Below are 23809 nucleotides of genomic sequence, written 5' to 3' on the forward strand. Positions count from 1 at the left end.
GTCGTAATTAGACTACTTTACTTTGTCCCGGAACGGCATAGGCATAGAAGCCTTCGTTATTTGGGGTATTTTTCGGAATAGCATCCCATGCCAATACATCTGGCATCAGGTTAATCTCCGAGTTGATCGCTTCATCCCAGGATACTACTTTGCCAGAATAGGTAGCAAAACGTCCAAGAATTGATGTCATCGTACTCTTTGCCGCATTTTCTGCATCTGCAAACTTATACTCACCCTTCACCACCGCTGCGAACAGTTCGTTATGTTCCTTTTGGTAAGGATTGATGTTATTCTCACCGTTGTGCTCGTATAGGCTGTTGCCTTTGTAATCCGAAATCCTACCTACGTGACCTGCGTTCATGTAGGTTCGGCCTTTGGTGCCTTGGAAGGATTCGTCTACCCGGTTGGCCGCACCTGGAAAATGCCGACATTCACTGTGAATCACCGTACCGTCCTCGTAGGTAAAAAGAACAACGTGATGATCAAAAATCTCTCCATGATCCTTGCCCCGGCGTACTGTCCGTCCACCCGTTCCTTCGGCTTTCACCGGATACCCTTTTTTCACCCAGTTTGCCACATCCAGGTTGTGTACGTGTTGCTCTACTATGTGATCGCCGCAAAGCCAATTGAAGTAGTACCAGTTTCTCATTTGGTACTCCATTTCAGTCTGGCCGGGCTGTCTTTCTCTCACCCAAACACCTCCGTCGTTCCAGAAAACCTGGCCTCCCACGATATCACCGATCTGACCATCATGGATTCGCTTGATGGTCTCCACGTAGCTATCCTGATAGTGACGCTGCAATCCAACGACCACATTCAGCTTATTCTTCTTGGCTTCTTCAGCGGCGGCAAGCACCCTGCGTATACCGACTGCATCGGTAGCCACTGGCTTTTCCATAAAAATCTGCTTTTTCAAGCGAACCGCTTCCTCGAAATGGTCTGGACGAAAACCCGGAGGTGCTGCCAGTATGACGACATCCGCATCCTTCATCACTTCCTTGTACCCATCAAATCCGGCGATGCGCTTTTCTTTAGGAACTACCACCTTATCTTCGCCAAAGCGCTTTAGGATACGGTCATAGGATTGTTCCAGCCTATCCTCAAAAGCGTCGGCCATGCCTACCAATTTAATGTTATGTCCTGTTTCAAACGCTTGGAATACCGCACCTGTTCCACGGCCTCCACAGCCTACTACCGCAATTTTGATTTCATCAGATCCGGCTGCATACGCTCCCGGTAGAGAGAAGGGGTTCAGCAGCGCTCCGCCTGTGATTAGAGCGGAGGTCTTTAGAAAGTCCCTCCTTTGGTTATTTTTGATTGGTTCCATAGTTATGAATGTTTAATTAATAGTCTTCTTGCGGAAGGGTACCAAAATAGGCCTCGATTTCTTCCAGAGTAGGGGGATTGAGCGGCCTTACCACACGCATTCCTACAAAAGGTGCCTCGGGAAACCACCACTGACTCTTGGGAATCTGAGGGTCTATTCGCTTCCATTGAGCTGTACTTGCTACCCGATGGGAAGAGCGCAGATCCACAGCTGTGCTCTTATAGCTGCCCCCTCTAAGGACCTTTGGATATAGCTCCTCGTCCAATAGGATTGGATTGCTTACTTTCGTACCGGAGCGTTTTTCGTACAACGCTGGATCGTAATGGTCAATGGTCCACTCATTTACGTTCCCATAAATATCGTAAAGCCCCCACGGATTAGGTAATTTTTTCCCAATTTCCTGTGTCGCGTCTCCTGCATTTTCTGCATACCATGCGTACTTACCCAGCTCCGATGGGTCATCCCCAAAGAAATAGGCAGTGCTGGTACCGGCCCTGCTGGCATATTCCCACTCTGCTTCAGTGGGTAACCGATAAAAAATCCCTGTTTTAAGATATAGCCACCTACAAAATTGAACCGCTCCGTACTGGGTCATTCCAATGGCTGGCTTATTATTCTTGCCCATGCCAAACGTCATATCCAAATAAGGTATGGAGGGGCGGGTAAGGCCGTCAACCTCTGTAGTCAGGGGCTGATCGCTGATAGAGGCTTCAAAATTCTTATCTAAGAACATCTCATACAAATCCCAGGTAACTTCGTGGGTACCCATCCAAAACGGATCCACATGCACTTCATGGATCGGTGCTTCATCTGGCTTACCTGTCTCGCTGCCCATTTTGAATGATCCACCGGGAATCGGCACCATGCCAAAGCTCAGGGATGTATTGGGAATTGACTGATCATAGGCTTTAAAATCATTTGCCCACTTTGGTAGCATTATCCAAGCGGATAAAAAAACGAGCACCGCGAGTGCTGCTGTTATGCGAAATTTATGCATAATTGGGTTTGAAATTATCGGAAATCCCTCACGAAGAACAAACGATTTCTAAGATTGGATTTAACCGGACGACTAATTTAACTTTATTTTCGAACAATTAAAAGAACCCTTCTCATCAAGATGGGAAACAAAAGTAAAAAAAACGAATTCTTTCCTATCTAGCTTATCCTTTTATTTAAGTGGTAATCCGTTCGTGTTTCAAAGCAGGATCTAGCGGATAACGAAACTGCAAAAAATTATGCTGAGCCAAGATAGCGCCCCGTATGGCTCTCAGAAACAAGTGGCAGTCCTTCCGGAATTCCCTCATATAGCAGATGGCCACCCAGCTCTCCTCCCTCAGGTCCAAGATCAATTACCCAATCGGCAGCGGAAATGACCTCTGAGTTATGCTCTATGATCAGCACAGAATGTCCTTGGTCGATAAGCGCATTCATCGAATGCAACAGTTTTTTTATATCGTGAAAGTGTAATCCCGTGGTGGGTTCATCAAAAATAAACAGGATGCGCTCCGCACTACGGCTATCGCCTTTTCCCAAAAACGAGGCCAGCTTCACCCGCTGTGCTTCTCCTCCACTTAGGGTATTAGAGGACTGTCCCATACCTATATATCCCAATCCAACCTCTTGGAGTGGTTGAAGCCGATTGATGATGGGGTTTTTATCCGAAAAAAACTCCATCGCCTCATCGATGGTCATATCGAGGATATCCGAAATGTTTTTACCGTTGTAGGTTACTTCCAAAATTTCATTTTTGAACCGTTTTCCCTTACAGGACTCACAGGTAAGGTAGATGTCGGCCATAAACTGCATCTCGATTTTTTGGGTACCCTCACCCTGACAGGCCTCGCAACGCCCCCCATCCACATTAAAACTAAAAAAAGCCGGCTTGTAACCGCGTTGTTTCGAAATGGGTTGATCCGAATACAAAGATCGAATTACGTCATAGGCTTTCACGTAGGTCACGGGGTTTGACCTAGATGACTTCCCGATGGGGTTTTGATCCACAAACTCCAGCCTGTTTACTAACTTAATATCGCCCTCCAACCGGTCAAACTTCCCGGATTCATCTGATACCGTGCCCAACATTTTACCCAAGGCCGGGTATAGCACCTTTTTGACGAGGGTTGACTTTCCCGAACCGCTGACCCCGGTGATGACTGTCATCACGTCGAGCGGGATACGAACGGTAAGATTCTTCAGGTTGTTTTCCCTCGCCCCCTGAATAAGTAGGCTGTTTCGCCATTTCCTGGGCGCTGAATTTCGGGTTATGGTTTCCTCCCGTCTCAAGTACCTTGCCGTATGGGTAGATCTATCTTTCAAAAGCTCGCTCAAGTCTCCCTGAAACATTAGCTTACCACCATTTACCCCTGCATCGGGACCAATATCAATGATGTGATCAGCGGCACGAATGATCTTCTCCTCATGTTCTACGACAATCACGGTATTTCCCAAGTCTCTGAGGGATCTTAGTACTTCAATCAATCTTTCCGTGTCACGGGGATGAAGTCCTATGCTGGGTTCATCTAGTATGTACATAGAGCCCACCAAAGCGCTTCCCAGCGATGTTGCCAGCCGAATGCGCTGAAATTCCCCTCCGGAGAGCGATGAGGTCAACCGGTTGAGGGTTAGGTACCCCAAACCTACTTTATCCAAATATTCCAATCGGTTAATAATCTCCTTAAGTAAGCGACTGGCAACCTGTTGATCGGACGATGAAAGACGTAAACCCCTAAAAAACGCAAGTGCCCTGTCTACCGGCTTTAACACCACATCTGTGATAGACGCATCGCCTACACGGACATAAGACGCGTCCTTTCGAATGCGTGTACCTCGGCAGTCAGGGCAGGTGGTCCTCCCCCGAAAGCGGGACAACATAACACGGTATTGAATTTTATGCAGCTTGGATTCCAAAAACTCAAAAAACGCGTGGATACCTTTAAAATAGCTATTGCCATTCCAAAGGAGCTCCTTTTCCTGATCTGTAAGGTCTTCGTAAGCCCTATGCACGGGAAAGTCGAACCTAATGCCATTCTTTACAAGTGGTGTGAGCCACTTACCGGTAGATTCGCCCCTCCACGGAGCGATCGCACCATCGTATACAGAAAGTGATTTATCAGGAATAACAAGATCAGGGTCAATTCCCAGTACGGAACCAAATCCTTCGCAGGTTTTGCAAGCTCCGTAGGGATTGTTAAAACTGAATAGGTTGACCGACGGAAGCTCGAAACCCATTCCATCAAGTTCAAACTTGTCACTGAATTCAGTTCGTGATTGTCCTGGAACTGTCACAATACAATACCCATGTCCTTCGAAAAATGCCGTCTGAACACTATCCGCGATTCGGAACTGATTATCCTCGTCACCTTGGGCTACCATAACGCGATCAATGAGTATCTCCAAATTCCCGATACCAGGGCGTGAATCTCTCACCAGGTCCTCCACGTAATGGACCTCTCCGTCACAAATAATCCGCGTAAACCCTTTCTGAAGCAGAATTTCCAGCTCTTTTTCCCAAGTTCTATCGGCTGCCCGATGCAACGGGCAACTTATCATAACCTTGGTACCCTCCTTCAGTCCAAGGATATGGTTTACGACATCTGTGACCGTGTGATGTTTGACTTCTGCGCCACTGACGGGCGAAAAGGTTCGTCCAATACGACTGTATAGAAGCTTGAGATAATCGTATATTTCGGTGGTCGTCCCCACGGTCGACCTGGGGTTTTTGGTATTTACCTGTTGTTGTATGGCGATGGCAGGCGATATGCCACGGATATACTCTACATCCGGTTTTTCCATCCTACCCAAAAACTGGCGAGCATAGGAACTAAGGCTTTCCACATACATACGCTGCCCCTCAGCAAAGAGTGTATCAAATGCAAGCGAAGATTTTCCAGATCCCGATAGACCGGTAATTACCACCAATTTATTCCTTGGAATGGCCAAACTTACGCCTTTCAGGTTGTTTACTCTGGCATTTTTTATGACAATAAACCTCTTCGAATCCAGTATATCCAGACTATCAGAGGTTACAGGTTCCGTATTTTCCATAAACCGCAAAGATACCAACTGAACCTAGGAAATGTAAAATTGTTGAAAAAAAGTAAGGCACCTATGAACCAACGAGTGCCTTACTAGCTTCAATGAGTTTTCTCTATTCCCTACCAGGGCAATCGATTGATCAACTTTATTCAAGCTATCTTTTGATCACCTTATGTCTTTGGGTGGAATCCTCGGAGGTCACCGTGATCACGTACACACTTCCTGGGAAGATAGACAAATCGATTTCATAAATGTGCTGGCCAAGAGAAGCAAAGGGAAGATCCTCGTTGAGGGCTCCACTTGTATTTGTGATTCGCACCGATCTCAGACCACCCGGCGCATAGAATTTCAATTTATCTGTTGTTGGGTTTGGATAGGGAATAAGCCTACTGCCAAAGGTTTCGTTATCGATACGTACGGTTTCCGAATAGGCAATCGCATCATCAGTAGTCACACGTTTGATACGATAATAAGTACCTACGGCCAAGAAGGAGTCATCTGTGAAAGAATACAACCTGGATTGGTTAGAGTCGGTCTGCCCAGGTATGGAATTCCCAACCGGAGACCAAGTACTGCCATCATAGGATCGCTCAACGATAAATTCGCGGTTATTTCGCTCTCGGGTCGTTTCCCAAGTGAGGCAGTTTTGGGTTCCACAGGGTTGACCTGAAATAGTACCCCATTCGACCACATAGGGATTAAAAACCTCTGTGATGCTAAAGGAAATCAGTTGTTGGCCTGTACGCTCGAAGTAATCCAAAACCAACTCAATGTCAGTATCTTCATCTACCTTGAATGGGGGGGAACTCGAGACTACCGATCCTGTACTTCCTGCCCAAGCATCTATCAACAAGTCACCACCTACAAATAACCTGGAACCATCATCAGATCTCAAATCAAAGGTGTAATCGGTGTCTTTCTTAAAAGAATAAACCATCTTGTACCTGACCGTAAAAAACTCGGCTTCAAACGTACATCCAAATTGATTGGGTGTAAACTGAGGACGATCACCCCCCCCAAAATTCTGGGTGAAGTTTGCTGCCTCCACATGTTGACCCAAATAGTCATTGGTGTTAAAATTCCTAATATTCCGGTATATGTGCCCGATCCATTCGTTAATACCAAACTCGTTCTCATCGAATTCCACTCCGATTGTATTCCTCTCGATACCGATCACATTGGACACGAAAAGAACGGTTTGTAAACTACCATCAGGCTGTAGAACCTGATCTTGAGCCACTCTCCGAAAATACCGAATTCCTGTCCACTTATCGGTATCCATATTAAACGGTGGGATATCGTAGTCCCAGGAAGTTGCACCTGGTATATTCACCCAATTTGCGGTAGACCCAGTGGTCAGAGAATACTGCCACTGATAATCCGTCAAAACACCATTACTTGAAATGGCAGGTGCAAAAATGCCATCGAAAGGGGCTGGATTTGGATTAGCCGAGCAATAAGATACAAAGTTTCTTCTAGATCCTCTAACTTTAATTTCACCTCCGCCTTGGTATTTTTGGAAATCAAAGCTCAACTCACTTTTGCCCCGCATCTCATAATAGGTAAGGTCAAACCAAACCTCTTCTCCCCCGTTGAACTCCACTAGGTAGCTCCTGATATTTTCCGAGTAGACGAAGTTGTTCAACCCATCAAAAAAGGGGCTTTCCATATTTGACGTCTTAAAATAATTAATATGCTCCATTTCCCGTTCGGTTCCCAATAAAGGAATCGGTTGCCCGTTGGATCGAACCCGGAGATAACTGCCGTCATCACTACCTACCTGAATCTGATAAATCCCTGCCTCAGGTATAGTGACCTTAGATCTCATAATAACACCAAAAAACTGATGCTCAACCTGGCAGCCATCACTGTTCGATCCGTCTTGTGTCGTGCTTGTAGAAAAAAAACTCCCCTCATCCGCTCCAGATTGAGCTACCAAAGGATCATTAAAATGAGTATAGAAATTTATACCACTGGCAAAATTCCCCTCTTCTGCAGAAACGGGCAAGAAGGCCTCATTTCTTTGTAGAAACCCCTTAAATTGCCTGTTTCCGTTGGAATTTCCCCCAAAATTAAAATTGGTATCATTCAAAACCCCGTTTACACGGATTCCTGGTACAAAAGAACTACTCAGCTGGAAAACCGCTCCTACCCAAACACCCTCTCCGCGGAAAAGATCTTGATTCGAAAAATAATCCTCTGGTAAACCGACCGCTGGCGTACAATCCAACTGCGCAAACAACTCATGGGATACAAGTACCGATAGCACTAGCACCCAAACTATCCCTAATCTCCTGCTCTTTTTATACATAATTGCCACAATCTAAAGTTTAAAAAATTTCAAATACATTTTAGCTGTTACAAACGCCGAAATTATACTTTGGAAACGCAAGAACCAAAAAATCAAGCGATTATTTACCAATTCCTTCCCAATCTGCCGCCTAATTCGCTTCCCTTCGTTCACCATCTGGTATTTCTTTCTTCTATCCAGTCCCTCACAGCCATAAACTGCTGCCATTTTGGGTACCTCGTAAAGTCCTCCACCCTTTGGGCTTCCCGGAAAAACCGGTTGGCCTGCTGGTAATCACCTCTGAGGAATAATCTGAAAGCATGTCTTACCGCTACTTTCGCCCTAGTTGACTCCAACTCTTGCTCTATTTCCTCTTCGTGGCTTTGGTCTGCTTGAAACCCTAAACTGTCCGAACTCACTTTGATGCTCTGAAAGCTTATGGGGCTCTTAAGCACCAATCCCTCCAATGATGTACACCTACTTAGTGCCACATATACCTGCCCTGCCTCAAAAGACTTGCCAATATCAACGATGCACCTGTCAAAAGTTAGCCCCTGGCTTTTATGTACGGTTATGGCCCAAGCCAACTTAAGCGGAAACTGCACAAAGGAACCTACCACTTCCGATTCTACCCGCTGGCTCTCTTCGCTATAGGTATATTCCACATTTTCCCAAACCTCGCGCTGAACCTCAAAGAGCTCGCCTTTATCGTTTTCTACCAGAATTGAATCAGTATCTAGCCGAACTACCTTACCTATCATTCCATTGTAGAAGCGACGTTCGGTATTATTTCTTAGAAATATCACCTGCGCCCCCACCTTAAAGGAAAGATCGATCGGTTCAAAGGGTGCCATGGAAACAGGGTAGTCTCCTTTAATTTCAGCCTTATACGAAACCTCATCTGCCTCCAATTCCAACAACTTCCGCGTATTGATTTCCTGAATGGTAGTGTTGTGGGTACCAAGCAAGATATAACCTTCATCCAACAAATCAAAATGGTATCTATTGGAAGTCTCATTTAGAACCTCCAAATCGGATAAAGTATGTCGACTTTCCCGAATGCGATTCAGTAGATCCTTAAATATAAGGTCTTTCTGACGATAAATTTTAGTTAATTCTATACTTAATGGGTGTAATTGTTGAAACGAAATCGAACTAAAAAAAAACCTGCTACCATAAAAAGACTTCAGCAGGTCCCATTCGGGATTTTTAACTACCGGTGGTAGCTGAAAAACATCTCCTATCATAATCAGCTGCACCCCTCCAAACGGAAGGTGGAGCTTCTTTCTATACACCCGTAGAATCCGATCTATGACGTCCATCAACTCGACCCTTACCATGGAAACTTCATCGATCACAAGGGTATCCATATTTCTGACAACCGACAAACGGGAATCTGTCAGTCTAAAGGTAGAAAAAATGGATTCCTTTTTTCCTTTTGAGTATGGTTCGAGTCTTGGATCGCCGGGCAAAAACAGCTGTCTTGGATCTATCCGGAAAAACGAATGGATGGTCCGTCCCTTCGCATTGATGGCCGCTACTCCGGTAGGGGCTACCACCACCACGTTTTTGTGGATGTTCAACCGGCGGTAGGTGTGAAGAAAGGTTGTCTTTCCCGTACCTGCCCTCCCTGTTAAAAACAACGACTTGTCTGAATAAAGGGCTATCTCAAGGGCCTTTATAAAGGGCTCGTTTTCGGTATCGAGTCCATGCTGCCTAAATGTATCAAAAAAAAATTCCTTTAAAAACGACATGAGCCCAGCTAGTTAAACAAGTACCTTGTGCCGAAAATGGTCGACAAACGGATTATTTCCAGTCAAAATAACGATATTTTTCCGAATGTTAACACCTGATAACGGGTCGATATCAAATTATTTAGCCCTTCTTCAACTATTTTATCACAGCCGCATTGCTGCGAAAAGCCTAAAGCGGTATGTCCGGCAATCAATCCCCATCAAATATTCGGAGTTTTCCCGCGATATCCCATAAGGCTATGCCAATACTTACCGAAATATTAAACGAATGCTTGGTGCCGAGCTGGGGGATTTCGACCACTTGATCGACTTCGGCCACTACTTTTTCGTCTACCCCGAAGACCTCGTTACCAAATAACAATGCATAGGTAGTTCCCGGCTGCGGCTGAAAGTGATGGAGGGCAACGCTTTGGGAAGCCTGTTCCAATGCCACGGTTTGGACGCCCTCATTTTTTAGCTTTCTCAGCAGCTCCAAGGTGTCGGAAACATATTCCCAATCCACCGACTCAGTGGCACCTAAGGCGGTTTTCTGAATTTCCCGGTGGGGTGGCTTGCCGGTAATGCCACAGAGGTATATCTTTTGGATACGGAAGGCATCTCCGGTGCGGAAGGCGGAACCTACATTGTTTAGGCTTCGAACATTATCCAGCACCAGTATCAACGGACTTTTCTCCACAGACTTATACTCCTCCACCGACAGACGGTCCAGCTCGTCCATACTTAACTTTTTCATGTGTCTATAATTGTTTTTCAAAGGTCACAACTTAGTCCCGGTTTATCGGGATGGAATCTCGCATGGTTGCCCCGGTAGCTATCGGGGCATCCCAGTGTGTGACGGCTACGTCATGCTCGATTTCATGCGCTCTTCGTTCTTTCCAGACGCAAAGATAGCGGCAGGAACGCAAACTTCGACCTATTCATCTACAAGGATCCGATCCAGGGCCTGTTCCATGGTAAGTGTACCGGCATTTAGGGCCGAAAGATCCTTCATATCAACGGTCAGGTGTACGAACTCCGGCAGTTCGGCGTGGGGGTATCCCCCAAACCGAATGCTGAAAACCAGTTTTTCGTCTTCTCCCAGACTCTTGAGGGTTCGGCCGTAGGTGAGCATATTTGCCTTTAGCCCCGCTATAAACTGAGGATATTCCTCCTTTAGCTTTTCCGAATCCGGCTCTTGGCTTCCAGCACTACCCATTCGCTCCCGCATGATAAAGCTATACGTGCTTTCATCCGGTCTCGTAAGCATATTGAGGTGGTAAATCACCCCAAAATCCGGGATGCGGTCGTAGAAGGCAAACCCGGTGTAATAAAATGTCTCCGAAAGATCGGGGCGGTACAACCTATCCAATATATTGGCCAGAAGCTCCAGGTCCTGCTGTTTGGAGTCGTCTCCACCTGCGTAGCGTATTCTCCCGAGCATTTCTTCCCGCGAAATCCTCCCATTTTGGTAGGCGATCACATCGCCAAATATTACTTCGGCTGCAAAACGCTGCATTCTTCCGGCCACATTGGAAGCTTGAAACTGCGGCACGAAGCGACCTCCGGAGATAAAGGGCGAGCGTTCTTCCACGATTTTGATTCGGTCCTCGGAACCCAATTGGGTGATAAGATGGGCATAGTCCAGGAAATACTCCGCAACAAGCTCCTTGGAGCGCAAGGTTCGCGCCTGCTCCACACTATCACGGTCCAATGGGCTGCCCGGGCGGAGAGTAGCTATTCGACCGCTGTCCAGCAGCGAGTGTCCGATTCGAATCCTGGATTGGACGGGGTCTGAAGTGGCTGAAAATGTTCTCGGGTTACTGCCGGGCATAAATCGGATATTGGGTGCCACCGAAACAGAAGCATGGGCGGGCAGCGTCATCATTACCCCATAGCCACTGAGGTACTGGGCTTGCCTTCGATCGTCCCTCCGGCTCACCAGAAATGCCTGGTCGGGCTCAAACAAGCTGTTTAGAATCGCTGCGGCTACCTTCAGGTCGCGCTGCATTCGTTCACGGTCGATCTTCTGGCCCATGGCGAACTGACTGGTACAGAAAAGGACGACTAAAAGATATGTAAGGCTGCTCGATTTCAATTTCATGGTTGCTTGGGTTTAGCGGTGTCTGATTCGGCCAGCAAGAATATCAGGAGGTCACTGATTTCTTGCTGTCGTTGTTCATTTTCGTATTGTATCCCATTAAGTCTCTCCAAGAGAAAAACTAGGTCTTCCTCTCGAAGGAGTTGGAGGGTTTGGGAGAAATCCTGCAAGAGGACTTCGGTATACTCCTTTTGCGCTAGCGCTACCTCTTCCCAGTAGGTGGCAAGTTGGAGGGCTTGTTCTTCACGGACGGCCAGGAAATAGGCATCCATGCGCATCTCCATCTCCGGTCCGATCTGATTAATCCAGTCCTCCTTTGCGAGCTGAAACCGCTTGTCCAGTTCCCGATCCAAGGTCTGCTGGACATGGTTCATCCCTGAATCAACAGAAGAGTTTGCCGAGGTAGGCGGTGGAATATTCCCACTGTCCTCCACTCCCTCGCTGGTAGCGGCTATCTGAAAGGTTGGCGGTATCTGAACGTTTCCAAAACCCACAGAAAGCCCGTCGGTGCTCCAACGAATGTGGAGCTCGGTTGCCCTGGCCGCCACCATCAGGCATACCAAGGCAATCACCATCGTAGCGGCGTATTGCATGGCTTTTGGGAATGTGGGAAACAGGATGCTGGTGCCCTTTCGACGTTCCGGCATTGAAAGCGGCGGAGGGGTTTTGTCTCCCAGCGTATTCAACTTCCGTCGCAGGGAAGCGAATTGCTCCAGCTCCAGCCTTGCGGTGGGGTTGTTGCTAAGGTACTGCATTACCCGACGGTGAGTCTCGGGATCCAGTTCACCATACAAATAACCCATCCAGGTAGTTTCATCAGGGGTAAAGTCCATAGGCGGTCTCATTGCGGGTGGTAAGTATAGCCACTCAGTGATTCTTTTAGATGTTTGAATGCGTAGTAAAGCCGGGATTTGGCGGTATTTTCGGAAATACCCAGGGATTCGGCGATTTCCCTGAATTTAAGCCCCTCGAATTCCTTCATGATAAGCACCTCCCGCTGCACCTCCGGCAAGCGTAGGATGGCCTTTTCTAAACGGTCGGTAGCTTCTTGCTCGATCATGCGCTGCTCCGGATTGGAGCTGCTACAGGCAAAGTCTTCCGGATTGGCGGGTGCCGTACTGGAAAGAGCCGAAAGTGAAGGGTTTCTACCTCTGCGCTTTTGGCTTCTACAGTTATTGGCCAATATGGTGTACAACCAAGATCGGTATTTCGACGGATCTTTTAACGATTCGATTTTACCGTGTACCGTGATAAATGTAAGCTGCGACACCTCCATGGCCAGGTCGTGATCTCCCAAGAACCTGAGTGCGTAATTATATACGCGTTTGTACCAGTCGTTGATGAGTATATCCTTTGCGAACGAATCACCGGAAATCGCGCGGGTTACTAGGGCAATATGGACGGATGGGCCGGTGTTCATCTGTATTTCTGGTGCCGGTTTTCAAGGTTTGGTTGGTTGTAAGATGCCCCAAGGGTAAAAATAGTTTTATTTGGACCGAAAATTTTTTCGGATACATGGAATTGGCAAAAATCGAACCTCTCCGGCACGCATGGATGGAATGACTCATCGCATCCATTTTTCTTTATGGGATGGATAGAGTAAATTCAGGGTTTCATTTACGATCAAATCGGATTTATGGCTAAAGCAGCAGTAAAAGAGACGCCGCTCATGAAGCAGTACAACGCCATCAAGGCCAAGCACCCCGGTGCTTTGTTGCTGTTTCGGGTGGGAGATTTTTACGAAACCTTCGGAGAGGATGCGGTAAAGGCCAGTAAAATATTGGACATCGTACTGACCAAACGGGCAAACGGAGCCGCCTCCCATATTGAGTTGGCCGGCTTTCCGCATCATTCCCTGGACACCTACCTGCCCAAACTGATCCGCGCGGGCAACCGCGTAGCCATCTGCGATCAACTGGAGGATCCCAAGGAAGTAAAGGGCATTGTAAAGCGGGGCGTGACCGAGCTGGTGACTCCGGGACTTTCCTTTAACGACAACGTGCTGGACAAGCGACGGAACAATTTTCTGGCTTCCATCTATTTTGACAGGGAAGAACTCGGGGTAGCGTTTTTGGACCTTTCCACCGGTGAGTTCATGGCCGCACAAGGGCAACCAGCCTACATAGAGAAGTTGCTGCAAAGCTTTAGCCCCTCTGAGGTGATCTACTCCAAGGCCGCCAAGGCCCGCGCAACTGAGTTTTTGAAAAGTGACTACACTACCTTCCATTGCGAGGATTGGGTGTTTCAATACGATTATACCTACGAACGCCTTACCCAGCATTTTCAGACCAACTCTCTGAAGGGCTTTGGTATCGAAAACCTGCCCCAGGGGATCGTAGCGGCTGGGGCTATCCTGTATTACTTGGAGGAAACCGAACATAAGGAGGTCAAACACATTGCCTCCATTTCCCGCATCGCAGAGGAGAAATATGTGTGGCTGGACAAGTTTACCATCCGCAACCTGGAGTTGATCCACCCGCAACAAGAGGGCGGTGTGCCGCTAATTCAGATTTTGGATCACACCCATACCCCCATGGGCAGCCGGATGATGAAAAAATGGATGGTGCTCCCCCTGAAGGAGAAGGAACCTATCGTAGAGCGACAGCGAATGGTGGAGCATTTCTTTGAAAATCCCCCTTTCCGCGAGGAAATCGTTTCCCACCTCAAGCATATCGGCGACCTGGAGCGCCTGATCTCCAAGGTGGCGGTGGGGCGCATCAACCCGCGGGAGATGAACCAGCTCAAAAAGGCCCTAAAGTGTACCCTACCCATCAAGACCTTGCTCAGCTCGGAGAGCAACAGCTCCCTGAAGAAGCTGGCGGATCAGCTCAATTCCTGTGAGTTTTTACTGGAAAAAATCGACCGGGAACTGATGGAAGATGCGCCCATGCTGACGCATCAGGGAGGCATCATCAAGAACGGCGTGGACACCGATTTGGACGAATACCGAAAGCTTGCCAATTCGGGCAAGGACTACCTGGTACAACTTCAGCAGCGGGAAGTACAGAAAACCGGCATCAGCTCTCTGAAAGTAGCCTACAACAAGGTCTTTGGTTACTACCTGGAAGTGAGCAATACCCATAAGGACAAGGTGCCCCAGGAGTGGATACGCAAACAAACCCTGGTAAATGCCGAGCGCTACATCACCGAGGAGCTCAAGGTGTATGAGGAGAAAATTCTCCATGCAGAGGAGCGGCTGATCGCCCTGGAGCAAAAATACTTCAACCTCCTGGTGCAGGATGCCAGCGACTACGTGTCCAGCATACAGCAAAATGCCCGGATATTGGCCACCTTAGATGTTTTGATATCCTTTGCGCAGGTGGCATCGGAAAACAACTATTGCCTGCCCAAGATGGCAGATACCGAATCCATCGAGATCAAGGATGGGCGGCATCCGGTGATCGAAAAACAACTACCGATCGGCGAAGCCTATGTTCCCAACGATATCTTTCTGGACAACGCCACCCAGCAGATCATCATCATCACCGGCCCCAACATGGCGGGTAAGTCCGCCTTGCTGCGGCAGACTGCTTTGATCGTGCTTATGGCGCAGATGGGAAGCTTTGTGCCGGCCTCCTATGCGCGGCTAGGTATCATCGACAAGGTGTTCACCCGCGTCGGAGCCTCGGACAATCTCTCCAAGGGGGAGTCTACCTTTATGGTGGAGATGACCGAGACAGCTAGCATTCTCAACAACCTAAGTGACCGCAGCCTAGTGCTTATGGACGAAATCGGTCGGGGTACCTCTACTTATGACGGGATATCCATCGCCTGGTCCATCGTGGAGTACCTGCACAATCAGCCTAAGTGCCGGGCCAAGACGCTTTTTGCCACCCACTACCACGAGCTGAACCAGTTGGCAGAGGACTTTCCGAAGGTCAAAAACTTCAATGTATCTGTAAAGGAGCTGGGCAACAAGGTGATCTTTATGCGCAAATTGGAAAAGGGAGGGAGTGAACACAGTTTTGGGATTCATGTGGCCCAGATGGCCGGCATGCCCAATCCGGTGGTGCTGCGTGCCGCTGAGATCATGAAGCACTTGGAGAAGGACAAGGACCTTAAAGGACAGCGCGACAGGATCAAGGATATGCCCAAAAACAACTACCAGCTGAGCCTGTTTGAGATGGACCCCAAGTTCAAGGCGGCAAAGGAGATGCTGGATGCCATCGATATCAACACCATTTCGCCCGTAGAGGCGCTACTAAAGCTGAACGAAATAAAGAAGACCCTTGCCTAGCGGTATTTTTCCGCCTAAAAATCAAATAGGTACTTACGGGGGCAGTGGACAACCACAAATATTTGCATGGAATTATTGCCTTTTATAAAAAAGCAGGTAAATTTGCATTCACATTAAGGATACATCGGACGGTTGTCTTCTTTACATTACAAAAGCGAAAGTAGCTCAGTTGGTAGAGCACGACCTTGCCAAGGTCGGGGTCGCGAGTTCGAATCTCGTCTTTCGCTCTGCTAAAGCCCTCTACCAAGGGCTTTATTCTTTATGGGCCCTTTGAATTGAAGGGATACATAAAGGAAATATGCCGGGATGGTGGAATTGGTAGACACGCAAGACTTAAAATCTTGTGACCGTTTGGTCGTGCGGGTTCAAGTCCCGCTCCTGGTACATGCAAGCATGCCAAATGTAAAGCTTCCTCGAAAAGGGAAGCTTTTTTTATGCCTTGGGCTAAAAACATTCTTTTGCCTATATTGTAGCTTCGCTAAGCCTTTGAAGTATTCAGTTGATACTTATCCATGAATGGTTTCCAAAGCCTTATGCTTTACAGGTGGGTAGTACCAAGGACTTTTGTTCCATGATGCTTGGATGCCCCACAAGCAACTGGGATTTTTCAACCAACCAAATCAACTGAAGAACAAGACGGCACGAAAAAGAAAAATTGAAATGAAAACACCCAAAGCAATTGCTACCCTAACACTTATCCTATTCTGCCTAGGGCTAGCCCACAGCCAGCAAACACCGGAGAACTATCCAACCTTCTCCAATGCGGTGTACCAGGGCAATGATAACGTGTATAACGACTATCCCTTGGCGGATGGCGAGTTTTACAACCCCATTTTGCAGGGCTGTTATCCGGATCCTTCCATTACCCGAAAAGGAGATGACTACTACATGGTTACCTCATCCTTTGCGATGTTTCCGGGCGTTCCGATTTTTCATTCCAATGACTTGGTGAATTGGACCCAACTAGGACATGTATTGGACCGAAAATCCCAATTGAAAGTAGCCGATACGGGGATCAGTGCGGGTATCTATGCACCAGATATAATCTACAATCCCCACAACGACACGTTTTATATGATCACGACCCAATTCGCCGGAGGAATAGGCAATATGGTGGTGAAAACCAGCGATCCACGGGAGGGATGGAGTGATCCGATCAAGTTGGCCTTTGCGGGGATCGATCCGGCATTGTTTTTTGATGATGACGGAAAAGCCTATGTGATACACAACGATGCTCCGGAGAAAGCGCTTTACGAAGGGCATCGGGTAATCAAACTATGGGAATACGATGTCAGCGCAGACCAAGTGATCAAGGGAACCGACCAAGTGATTGTGGATGGAGGTGTCGACATTAGCCAAAAACCCATCTGGATAGAGGCCCCGCATATCTACAAAAAAAATGGGCGCTACTACCTGATGTGTGCCGAAGGAGGAACCGGATCGTGGCACAGCGAAGTGATCTTTGTAAGCGACAAGCCAACCGGTCCCTACGTGCCGGCAGACAACAACCCCATCCTTACCCAGCGATACTTCGCAAAGGACCGAAAAAATAAAGTGGATTGGGCCGGACATGCGGATCTGGTGCTGGGCCCGGATGACAGGTATTATGGCGTCTTTCTGGGTATTCGCCCCAATGAAGTGGATCGGGTAAACACGGGTCGCGAAACGTTCATCTTGCCTGTAGACTGGACCGGAGCGTTTCCGGTTTTTGAAAATGGCCTGATCCCCATCAGCCCCAAACTCAAAGTGCCCGCAGGTGTACAGAACAAAACCGGGCAAGAAGGTTACTTTCCGAATGGCAACTTTACCTACACGGAAACATTTCAATCCGAAATGCTGGACTACCGCTGGATCGGATTGCGAGGGCCGCGGGAAGATTTTATCGCCACCAGCCAAAAGGGGTTGGAAATACGTCCTTTTGCGGTCAACATCAAAGAGGTAAAACCAATTTCATCGCTCTTTTACCGGCAGCAGCACAAAAAATTCAGCTTTACGGCGACCATGGACTATTCACCCTCCTCGGAAAAGGATCTGGCGGGTATAACCTGTCTGCAAAGCGAGAAATTCCATTATGTTTTTGGAATTACCAGGAAAGGCGATGAGCAGTATTTGGTACTGGAGCGGACGGAAAACGGTGTCTCTACGTTGGTAGGCAGCGACAAGCTTACGGCAAATGGGCCGGTACAGCTTCGGGTAGAAGCGAAAGGCGATGCTTACCGTTTCAGCTATGCGACAAAAGGGGGTGATTTTCAGAATTTGGGCGGAGGCGTTTCAGGGGACATCCTTTCCACCAATGTGGCGGGAGGATTCACCGGAACCCTGATTGGGCTCTACGCCACCACTGCCAACGACGTAAAGCCTGAGTGATTGAGTGAAAAGATAACCGCAGAGAGTGCCAAGAAGGCGCAAAGAGCACGAAAAGAATAGGCCAACTCGTTTCGCAGGTTGGGACGTGGTTAATTCCTGCTCTGACGAAATTCCAGCAATAGATTTTGATAATTTTTTTCCTTTAGTTACCAGAATTGAATCAATGAGATTTCCAATTTTCAGGGATCAAGGTTTGTATAGAGTAGGAGGTACCAATCTTGTGTATGAAATTGAGATTAGTATTTCTGACTTTACTGGAAAGGGAATTATCTATTGCTTTGGAGTCATTCCCAACGATTTATCTCAAAATGAAATTAATATTCAAGTTTATGAAAATTAAGATTTTGCTCCCATTTTTCTTTCTGGCAATCGGTCAAGTAAAATACGTTATTCCCAAATAGTCATTAGTACCGCCTGGTAACAAAGACACCTATATCCGCCCGAATCGCTGCCATTTCGGTCGTTGCTGAGCAAGAAATTCAAGCAGAGGCGCAAAGGAAAAAAAGCGGTAAATTCATCTCCCTCGTTACAAGAATCAATCAAAAATACCGGTAGCAACGGCTTCCAATCATGCCAGGGGCGTTAGCCCTGAGATCTTAGTAGAAAATACAAAGTCGAATGCAACCTCAAAGGGGCGGAGCCCTGACATCTTCATACGGTGTCCTCTAAGATAATCCTGGATATAGCTGCCCCAACATTGTGTTCGTTGCGGGAAATAATTCCCTGGATTTCCTACCCTCTTCGTATTTGATAAATGGGTCGCATTCGGGGGGTGTAATTGAAATTGCCTTTTGGCACTTGGACTTTGTATGTCATTTGCTGGTTTGGATTTTCCAATACCGAATTTTTTTCTTTCACCTTGTAGCATTTTGCCTATTGATTACGTCTCGAGGTAAGAAAGTATAAAACTAATTTGTATAATTGGATCACTAGCTTAGGTGGTGTTAAATTGTTTTAACTTTGTTAAAGTTTTTACTATATAACAAGGTTTTAAGTAAATTACTTTAATATGGAGACGCTAAAGATTTTTAAAATTGAATGGATGGTTTGGATGGGCATGGTTTTTCTCTTACCGATTCTTGGGGGATGCCAAGATAACGATGAACCACCAGTCTTTCAGGCCGAAGGATACATCATTGGCCACCATCCTTGCGTTGGCGATGCTACAATAGTGACAAGTAAAGGAGAGGGCAAAGGATATCTGGTAGTAACCATAGGCGCAAACCCCGATACCTTGATGCTGTTTGGGGTACCAGCCGACATGTTTGATGTTCCACTGGAATGGCACAGTTTTTTGCCAGAAGAGAGTCGTGACATGTTCAAAATGAAATTTTCCTATCAGATATCGGAGGAAGACATCGGTTCACGATACCATTGTATTGGTTATTTTCCAGGGCATATATTGCGCTATCTGGATCCAGAATATATAGTCTTGAAGGCAGAAAAAATATAATCATAAAACAATAATCTAAAATGAAAATGAAGAACTTTGTCATACCCGTCCTGTTTTTGTTGCTTGTTCTTGGGATCATTTTCTCATTTTCCGTTCTTAATAAAGAACAAAATTATTACTATGCCTTTGAAGAGAAAATACCGCTTTACACCGTTGAAAACCACTATGTACTCAGGTATGATACAATACCGGCAAAAGAGGCGGAATCATTAAAACTTAAAGGAATTTCTCCTGAAATTTCCCTTTCTTGGAAGGATGAAAAGACTGCTATTGTGGATTTAACCACTAAAAGAGCTTCAGTTGACATAATCGACTATCTTAAGCGTTTTGAAAACGTGTATTCCATCCAACCTTTGTTTAAACTCAAAGAAGGTTTGGAAATGCCTGTTACGGATGAATTGGTAATAGGATTTTCACAAATCAATGAGGAAGAGATCAGAGATTTACATAAGCTTTTAAAGATAACAATATTGGAAACCAATAGCGTTTTCAAGCATTTGAGAGTACTAAGGGGAGCTGATGCACTCAAATTGCTAACCAACATCAGGAAAAAAGGGAGAGAACTGTAACCAGATGCATAGAGTGACTAGGATGTTCAAAGTCTGGCTTAGAGGCACTCACCATTCGGTAATGAATCTTCAACCTTATATCAACGAGTACACCGACCGGTTCAGCCGTCACAAAATGAAAGAAGGAATTTTTAAGAATCTAATGAAAAGGATGATGGCAAATCCGCCTTATCCATATAAATAATTTAATTACTAATTGACTAATTCAATTAAATAATATTAAAATGAATACTTTGTCGATTTCAAATACAAAAATTCAGTTTCTATTGTTCACACTGGTCTGTTTTTGCAGCAAAGGTTGTTTGGAAAGAGGATCTGAAGAAGTCTGTATTCAAGGTAGATATGCAGGGACATATTGCGACGGTATGGTCGTTGAGATTTTGGGAGAAAGTGATATTGCAAAGCATTGGGAGGGAATGTTCAATTCCAAGAAATATGCCAATTCCGTTGTTGCTAGCATAGATACGATTTTTCTCTCCCAGTTGCCTGATAGGAGGGAGCTTGAGGAGTTTATTTTAGCGGGAAATATTTTCTATTTTCAATACAGAATGGGGGGATATCCCCGAAAAGAGTTCAGCATTTGCGAACCATCTCCTTTTATTACCATTTTAAATATCACCAAAACCAGGTGCCATGAAGATTCCGAAATGTAAATTAATATTTGTTGAAATAATTATCCTTTTAATTGTTTTTTCTATACCATCTTTGGGTCAAATTAACAGTCAAATATAGCTTTCTGAGTCAATTTCTCCCTTGGAAATTAAAGGCGTGGATGTTGAGAGTATTCCAAGATATACCCTTCCCAAAATCAACATAGATGAATTTCTCATGGAAGATTTAGATGACGAAAGTTTGACTAAACCATTCAGGTTTGGGAAGGCGATTGATGTTGATATTGATTTCTTCAAGGCATCGAGAAAAATAGAGAGACAAGATTCAACATTATATTATTATGGAATAAGAGAGCTTTAAAGTTTTTTCTATGATAAATAAGGTTTTAAGTAAATTAGATTAAGATGGAGACGCTAAGGATTTTTAGAATCAAATGGAGTGTTATTTTGAGCATGGTTTTCATCTTGCCGATACTTGGGGGGTGCCAGGATGATGGTTTGCCGAATCAAGTAAGAACTTTAGATGACGCATATGCCGTCCTTGTGGGGGAATGGGATTGGGTTAAATCTCTTCTTGTTAATCGTCGTCAAGGTGGCGTCTTGATCGAGACTCCGGAATCGGAGGGGAAAAACAAACAATTTGTTTTTGGCAGGGATGGGACCATGCGGATCATCGAAAACGGTATGGTGGTGCGGGACTCGGAATTCTATATGGAAGCCTATGAAAACTCTTTTGGCTTAAAGGTAGTCGAGACCGGTGCTAGGTTAGTTGTGTCATTTAAAGCAGATACCCTAATAGTGTCCAATCCGGTGTTTGGCGACGCAAACTACTTTATCCGGAAATAGTTAAGATAAACAATCCATTTACTATCTATTTTGGCATTATGCTGTCTTTTCGGATTTGGGTTGGCGCAAGGCAGGTGTGCAAGCAATCTAAATTTGGAGCATATCCTAAAGTATAATCCGTCCCTTTACCAAGGTATCCTAGGGATGGAGGAACATTTTAACCACTTTCTTGAAGAACTGGACGAGAATATTACTCGCAGCGTTCGAGCTGTTAAATGCATTACTGTAAAGATCCATATATTGCACAATGGCGTAGCTACCTATCGGAAGCGGGCTTAATGTAAATATGGATTAGATAGAATCGCAAATCGATGTGTTGAATGAGGATTTTAGGCGAATGAATAATGATGCCGTGAATACTCCCGTCTTATTTCAGACAGTAGCAGCTATCAACTGGACATCCGCCACCTCACACCGGGCATCTACGTCGTACACCTCGAGCACCGTAACGGCACAGTAGTGCGGCAGCTTAGGGTGGAGTAAATAGCGTCCCTAAAGCCAGTACCAAAGAGAGCCATGCTACGGTATTCAATAAGACGACCAGTTACCGAACACGCCTAAATCCGCCAGATCCGCTGCCATTTCGGTCGCTAGGGAACAAAAGGTTCTCGCAGAGGCGCAAAGACGCAAAGAAAATAAGGCTGAATTCGGTTCCGTCATTTCAAGTAGCAATCAAAAATACCTGTAGCAAAGGCTTCTATTCACGCCAGGGGCGTTAGCCCTGAGATCTTAGTAGAAAATACCAAGCCGAATGCAACCTCAAAGGGGCGGAGCCCTGTCATCTTCATACGGTGTCCTCTATGATAATCCAGGATATCGCTGCCCCACCATTGCGTTCGTTGCGGGAAATAATTCCCTGGATTTCCTACCCTCTTCGTATTTGATAAAATGGGTCGCATTCGGGGGGTATAATTGCAATTAGCCTTTTGGCAACTGCACTTGGACTTTGTATGTCATTTGCTGGTTTGGGTTTTCCAATACCGAACTTTTTCAGGCCACTTTGTAGCGTTTAGCTAAAACGCTGCGTCTAGTGGTAAAAATGACTGAAAAATTATTTGTATTTTATATATAAAAGTTTTATCTTAAATGCTTTAAATGTCATTATACTTTGCTTAAACCATTGGGATTTGTTTTAATGTTTTACTTATGAAAGAAGTATTTATTTTGAAAGGAACGTGGATGGTTTTGGTGGGGATTGTGATTTTTATTTCAATGACGATGGGGTGTGCTGAAAGTGATCCCACACCCAACAATCCAATTAACATAAGGTTTCAGCTTTTAAATGAAAATGGAGACCCATCAATTATGTTTAAGGAGGGAGAGAATTTTAGATTTAGCTTTATCCTATCCAATTTTAGTGAAGATTACGTAAGATTTTCACCTTCCTTTATTGATGACGATTTCTTTATGGTGTACCGTTTGGAGGATTTAGGAAACTATATTCCCATTTCCAAACCCTACCATAATATATTCTGTGAATTTTCACTAAACCAATTTTTAATTTCACCTAAAGGCGAATTTCGGTTTGAAATACCATGGAGTCCTGAAGAAAATTTTTGCTGCCCCCCATTTTGTAAGACATCTAATAACCTCCCACTTCCTGTTGGAATTTACAAAACGTCAATAAATCAGACCATCGAATTTACAATAGAGGAAAAGGTAATATTCCTGAACTATGATCATTTAATTGAATTTGAAATATTTTAATAGTTAGTATTATGAAGGGACTTCCACTTGTATTAATAGTTTTGTTTTACTTTAACAACGCCTATTCCCAGATTCCTACATTAAGTTTTTTTAATGGTGACGCTTCTATCCCAACGAGAACAGTTTTCGATGCACCTGTAGTTCGGATGCCTAAAGTAGATTTGGAAAAACTCAAACGGGAAGATCTGGAGGAAGCAAAAATGGGAATTCCTCCGAGATTCGGTAAGGATATCGATGTTGATTTCACTTTGGAAAATTCGGGCAGATGGGAAAAGGTTAAGGGAGGCAATGTATGGAAGCTTGAAGTGTATTCTGAAAACTCCCATTCTATTAATATGATATTTAACGATTTCTTTTTGGCCGAAGGATCAGAATTAATAATTTATAATAAAGAAATGAATATGATGGCTGGGCCAATAACCTCTTTTTCTAACAATAAGTCTAGAAAATTTTCAACAGACATTATTATCGGACAATCTGTTATTTTAGAATTTTGAATTAGGCATTTAATAAATAAAGGCTTTGTAGGGGTAGGG

19 protein-coding genes and 2 tRNA genes are annotated in these 23809 nt (G+C 45.5%); 12 read left to right on the forward strand and 9 right to left on the reverse strand.

Annotated elements, in window-relative coordinates; translation table 11 throughout:
* Positions 1-7 precede the first annotated feature (7 nt).
* The 9 genes from ADIS_RS01675 to ADIS_RS01715 all read right to left on the reverse strand — a co-directional run bounded on the left by ADIS_RS01675 (position 8) and on the right by ADIS_RS01715 (position 12903).
* Positions 8-1327: a Gfo/Idh/MocA family protein gene (locus ADIS_RS01675; protein ID WP_010852531.1), complete on the reverse strand. Its 1320-nt coding sequence runs from the start codon at positions 1325-1327 to the stop codon at positions 8-10.
* A 16-nt stretch (positions 1328-1343) separates the two neighbouring features.
* A complete protein-coding gene (locus ADIS_RS01680) occupies positions 1344-2324 on the reverse strand; it encodes a formylglycine-generating enzyme family protein (RefSeq protein WP_035804289.1) in 981 nt (326 codons plus the stop codon).
* A 236-nt stretch (positions 2325-2560) separates the two neighbouring features.
* On the reverse strand, positions 2561-5371 hold the full coding sequence (uvrA, locus tag ADIS_RS01685) for an excinuclease ABC subunit UvrA (protein ID WP_010852533.1): 2811 nt from the start codon (positions 5369-5371) through the stop codon (positions 2561-2563).
* 145 nt (positions 5372-5516) lie between these two features.
* On the reverse strand, positions 5517-7673 hold the full coding sequence (locus tag ADIS_RS01690; RefSeq protein ID WP_010852534.1) for a PA14 domain-containing protein: 2157 nt from the start codon (positions 7671-7673) through the stop codon (positions 5517-5519).
* Positions 7674-7822: 149 nt separating this feature from the next.
* Positions 7823-9406 carry an ATP-dependent DNA helicase gene (locus ADIS_RS01695; protein WP_010852536.1) on the reverse strand — a complete coding sequence of 528 codons (1584 nt, stop codon included), beginning with the start codon at positions 9404-9406 and terminating at the stop codon, positions 7823-7825.
* Between the two features lie 190 nt (positions 9407-9596).
* Complete coding sequence (locus tag ADIS_RS01700; protein ID WP_010852537.1) at positions 9597-10139, reverse strand: RNA methyltransferase; 543 nt, start codon at positions 10137-10139, stop codon at positions 9597-9599.
* Between the two features lie 180 nt (positions 10140-10319).
* A complete protein-coding gene (locus ADIS_RS01705; protein WP_035804290.1) occupies positions 10320-11486 on the reverse strand; it encodes a hypothetical protein in 1167 nt (388 codons plus the stop codon).
* A complete protein-coding gene (locus ADIS_RS01710; RefSeq protein ID WP_010852539.1) occupies positions 11483-12316 on the reverse strand; it encodes an anti-sigma factor family protein in 834 nt (277 codons plus the stop codon). Before ADIS_RS01710 ends, ADIS_RS01705 begins: the two co-directional genes overlap by 4 nt.
* Before the next feature lie 8 nt (positions 12317-12324).
* Complete coding sequence (locus tag ADIS_RS01715; RefSeq protein ID WP_010852540.1) at positions 12325-12903, reverse strand: RNA polymerase sigma factor; 579 nt, start codon at positions 12901-12903, stop codon at positions 12325-12327.
* 216 nt (positions 12904-13119) lie between these two features.
* Here ADIS_RS01715 and mutS point away from each other — a divergent pair, with 216 nt between their 5' ends.
* From mutS to ADIS_RS01785, 12 genes are all read left to right on the forward strand, one after another.
* A complete protein-coding gene (gene mutS, locus ADIS_RS01720; protein ID WP_035804292.1) occupies positions 13120-15720 on the forward strand; it encodes a DNA mismatch repair protein MutS in 2601 nt (866 codons plus the stop codon).
* A gap of 154 nt (positions 15721-15874) precedes the next feature.
* Positions 15875-15947 (forward strand) — tRNA-Gly (locus ADIS_RS01725).
* Between the two features lie 73 nt (positions 15948-16020).
* Positions 16021-16104, forward strand: a tRNA-Leu gene (locus ADIS_RS01730).
* A 276-nt stretch (positions 16105-16380) separates the two neighbouring features.
* Complete coding sequence (locus ADIS_RS01735) at positions 16381-18087, forward strand: glycoside hydrolase family 43 protein (RefSeq protein WP_035804312.1); 1707 nt, start codon at positions 16381-16383, stop codon at positions 18085-18087.
* Between the two features lie 25 nt (positions 18088-18112).
* Positions 18113-18427, forward strand: a complete 315-nt coding sequence (locus tag ADIS_RS01740) for a hypothetical protein (protein WP_155907015.1) — start codon at positions 18113-18115, stop codon at positions 18425-18427.
* Between the two features lie 669 nt (positions 18428-19096).
* Complete coding sequence (locus ADIS_RS01750; protein WP_010852546.1) at positions 19097-19540, forward strand: hypothetical protein; 444 nt, start codon at positions 19097-19099, stop codon at positions 19538-19540.
* 20 nt (positions 19541-19560) lie between these two features.
* Positions 19561-20109: a hypothetical protein gene (locus ADIS_RS01755; RefSeq protein ID WP_010852547.1), complete on the forward strand. Its 549-nt coding sequence runs from the start codon at positions 19561-19563 to the stop codon at positions 20107-20109.
* Positions 20110-20474: 365 nt separating this feature from the next.
* The gene (locus ADIS_RS01765) at positions 20475-20762 is read left to right on the forward strand and encodes a hypothetical protein (protein ID WP_010852549.1); all 288 of its coding nucleotides are present in this window, start codon (positions 20475-20477) and stop codon (positions 20760-20762) included.
* A gap of 100 nt (positions 20763-20862) precedes the next feature.
* Positions 20863-21081: a hypothetical protein gene (locus ADIS_RS01770; RefSeq protein ID WP_010852550.1), complete on the forward strand. Its 219-nt coding sequence runs from the start codon at positions 20863-20865 to the stop codon at positions 21079-21081.
* A gap of 44 nt (positions 21082-21125) precedes the next feature.
* Positions 21126-21566 carry a hypothetical protein gene (locus ADIS_RS01775; RefSeq protein ID WP_155907016.1) on the forward strand — a complete coding sequence of 147 codons (441 nt, stop codon included), beginning with the start codon at positions 21126-21128 and terminating at the stop codon, positions 21564-21566.
* A 1146-nt stretch (positions 21567-22712) separates the two neighbouring features.
* Positions 22713-23273, forward strand: coding sequence for a hypothetical protein (locus tag ADIS_RS01780; protein ID WP_035804304.1), 561 nt, complete (start codon positions 22713-22715; stop codon positions 23271-23273).
* Between the two features lie 11 nt (positions 23274-23284).
* Positions 23285-23770 (forward strand): hypothetical protein, encoded by a 486-nt coding sequence (locus ADIS_RS01785; protein WP_035804306.1) that lies wholly within the window; start codon positions 23285-23287, stop codon positions 23768-23770.
* The last annotated feature ends 39 nt before the right edge of the window (positions 23771-23809 follow it).

Source organism: Lunatimonas lonarensis (assembly GCF_000390185.1).
Lineage (GTDB): Bacteria > Bacteroidota > Bacteroidia > Cytophagales > Cyclobacteriaceae > Lunatimonas > Lunatimonas lonarensis.